This window comes from Brevibacillus sp. B_LB10_24 (assembly GCF_046036945.1).
Lineage (GTDB): Bacteria > Bacillota > Bacilli > Brevibacillales > Brevibacillaceae > Brevibacillus_C.
The window spans coordinates 1-2,923 of the sequence record NZ_JBJQOQ010000071.1; the positions used below are offsets into that span (position 1 = coordinate 1).

General features: G+C 44.0%; 4 protein-coding genes and 1 pseudogene. 4 read left to right on the forward strand and 1 reads right to left on the reverse strand.

Features of this window, described 5'->3' with window-relative positions; translation table 11 throughout:
- Positions 1–97: 97 nt before the first annotated feature.
- The 3 genes from ACI7RC_RS27635 to ACI7RC_RS27645 all read left to right on the forward strand — a co-directional run bounded on the left by ACI7RC_RS27635 (position 98) and on the right by ACI7RC_RS27645 (position 1,837).
- Positions 98–349 carry a HepT-like ribonuclease domain-containing protein gene (locus tag ACI7RC_RS27635; RefSeq protein ID WP_408111369.1) on the forward strand — a complete coding sequence of 84 codons (252 nt, stop codon included), beginning with the start codon at positions 98–100 and terminating at the stop codon, positions 347–349.
- Between the two features lie 432 nt (positions 350–781).
- On the forward strand, positions 782–1,048 hold the full coding sequence (locus ACI7RC_RS27640; RefSeq protein ID WP_408111370.1) for a CD3324 family protein: 267 nt from the start codon (positions 782–784) through the stop codon (positions 1,046–1,048).
- A 126-nt stretch (positions 1,049–1,174) separates the two neighbouring features.
- Complete coding sequence (locus ACI7RC_RS27645) at positions 1,175–1,837, forward strand: FusB/FusC family EF-G-binding protein (RefSeq protein ID WP_408111371.1); 663 nt, start codon at positions 1,175–1,177, stop codon at positions 1,835–1,837.
- Positions 1,838–1,944: 107 nt separating this feature from the next.
- On the opposite strand, the pseudogene ACI7RC_RS27650 reads toward ACI7RC_RS27645, so the two are convergent.
- A pseudogene (locus tag ACI7RC_RS27650) lies at positions 1,945–2,319 on the reverse strand (RNA-guided endonuclease TnpB family protein); the annotation flags it as partial.
- 423 nt (positions 2,320–2,742) lie between these two features.
- Between ACI7RC_RS27650 and ACI7RC_RS27655 the strand changes: the two are divergent.
- Positions 2,743–2,923: helix-turn-helix domain-containing protein (locus ACI7RC_RS27655; protein ID WP_408111372.1), on the forward strand; the 181-nt coding region annotated here is incomplete at its 3' end.

The window sequence follows — 2,923 nt, forward strand, 5'->3', positions numbered from 1 at the left end:
GGATGCGTAACGCATCGAACGCTTGTGGAGATCATGTAAGACCTTCCTTCAGAAAGGTAATGATCGTCGAAACAAGAAGCCCCCGCCTCTTCAGGCGGTGGGAGCATTCACAGAGAGTACGATGGTTCAAGAAGCAGTGATTCGGAATTTTGAAATTATAGGTGAAGCAACAAAGAAGTTGACAAAAGAACTTAGGGACGCACATCCTAGTATTCCATGGCGGAGGATTGCAGGTTTTCGAGATGTGCTTATTCATGACTATATGAATATTGATCCCGAGGAAGTTTGGAATGTTATTACTGGCTTTTTACCTGAGTTAAAACGCAAGGTACAAGAACTTCTTGATTAGCCATCAATGTGGAAGGCCATTAATACTGATATCTTCGGCCCCCAATCTAGGGCTGAAAAGGTGGAATAGTTATCAAATCCCTTTACCAACGCGATCCGCGTGCATTTGAGCAATGTAAGTCGCAAACTAAAGAAAGCTTCGATGCCGATCCTCTTCCCGTACTGGACAAAAGCAACTATTGAACAGTGAACCCATGCATGTATATGATAATATTGTACAGCAAAGGCACTCGCTAATTCAGGAGGTGAACAGCCGTGGCAATGACCTGTCAATTGCCAGATACTGCAACGACTCATGCAAAGCCAAGTATTGGAGGCGATACTTTGCATGGGGTGAACATTTAATTATCATCGCCCACGTAAGCATATATCATTTCTGATGTTTGGCTTTGCACCTTATTTCTTTTACAAAACGAATAAGGGGCGAGCCGAAATGAAATATGTAAAAGCGACGTCGATCCTGCCTGAAAAGCTGGTAATAGAGATTCAAAAATATGTGCAGGGTGAAACCATCTATATTCCAAAGCCAAAAGCTGCCTATGGAAAATGGGGATCGCGTTCTGGCGGAAGAAAGTTCATTGACGAAAGAAACAACGCGATCAAGCACGCGTTTCAAAACGGTAAAACGATTCAGCAATTAGCTGAGGACCACTTTCTTGCTACAGAGACCATCAGGAAAATTGTTTATTCAAGCAAATAGGCATTGTGACCGAAGCGCCGATTATCGGCGCTTTTTTGTGTTGAGTTCGTTTCTAAGTTAAATACGGCATTTCTAACATGCGGCTATTTTTTTATAGTGAAAAAAAGGAGATCAGGAGGGAAATGTATGATCGAGCCATTTATCCGCAACCATCAATACAACTTCATCAAAAAGCAAGCGGATATCTTGCAAAAAGCAACCGTATCCGATCCTAAAGTATTGGAAGCTGTAAGGTATAGTGCGCAAGCGAAAGTCACAGACCTGTTTCCTGATGTTACGGATTCCCACAGACGATTGCTGGAGAGTATATCATCAATAAAAGACGCGGGGGATTTTCAGACGTACCTTCGTTCACTGGCCCCCTATTTGGTCGAATTTCCTCAAGTGACGGAAAAACAGATAAAAAAACGATTCCCTAAAAATAAAAAGCTGAAAGTACCGGATTTAGCCGCGATCGATTACCACTATGTCACTTATCTTGGATGGATTGATGCCGCGACCAATAAGTTGTTCATCGTTTATCATTTGCAGGGTGAAGTGATAGGAATCGAAGGCAAGTTTACTATGGCCAATAAGAAAAATACATGCGCACTGTGTCATGGGCATGGAGAAGTTGCTTTATTTTCAGCGGTATCGAAAGCTAAGGCTGTCCATTCATCCCCTGATTATTACAAAGCGATTGGCAACTACATCTGTATAGATAGTCAAGAATGCAACAAGAGGATTACGGATGTTACCGTGTTGGAAAGATTTATTCAGGAGGTGACGGGCCGGGGTGTTTACAAGTGATCACTTTTTGACACTCCCCATGCCTAACGGCAGGGGATTCTTGGGTAGTCACTCCTAACGGAGTGAAATTCACCAAGCTCTCCCTGTGTGTCCCACAGTTCAGTTAGCTACGCCAACAATCGAAGTACTTCTTGCTCTATATTGATGGCAGCGTTTTGGTCACGATCATGGTGTACGCCACATTTTGGACATGTCCACTGTCGTACATTCAGGTTTTTTACATCTTTGTTGCGGTAACCACAGGTAGGAGTGGAGCAGAGTTGGCTGGAGGGGAATTGTTTCCCAACAAGAGAGAGCGTTCTTCCGTACCATTCCGCCTTATACTCCAGCATCGTCCGAAACATAGACCATGAAGCATCTGCAATAGATTTTGCTAATTTGTGGTTTTTAACCATATTTTCGACTTGCAAGTCTTCCAAACAGATCACTTGGTTTTCGCGGATCAGCTTGGTTGACAATTTATGTAGAAAATCATTTCGTAAAGGATGCGCCCTTTCACTTCTCTGGACTTGGCGTAGCCATAGGTTGGATGAAAAGAATTGGTGGCATGGAGAGATGTACACACGGATTCTTTTGGAAGAGCAGGAAACGTCACTGCTTCTGGAGTATGTCACGAAAAAGCCGGACAGGATCGAAGAATTCTACCCCTATTTAACATGTTTCCGAGAGAAGTCCCCTTCCTCTGCAGGTAGGGGATGAAACTCGGTTAGGCGAAGCCTAAATACACTTGTCTATTGCCTGAGTCGTCCATCGTCAAAAAATGCTGTCTCATTTTCTAAGAGAGAGACGACTGACGGAGGTTTTTGTGGTATGATAGGAATGTACGTTCTTATTAAGGTGGTGGTCCTTCGTGCAGATCACGTTTCAGTTTCGACTCGATCCGACTCCCGAACACCGAACAGCTCATGATTCGAACGTTGGACTTGTGCCGGAAGTTGTACAATCGGGCCAAGGAACAACGGGATACTGCCTACAACCAAGAGGGCAAAACCGTCACTTATGCCATGCAGCAGAATGAATTGCCCGCCTTCAAGAGGGAATTCCCCGCATACAAGGAAGTTCATTCGCAAGTGCTCCAGGATTGCT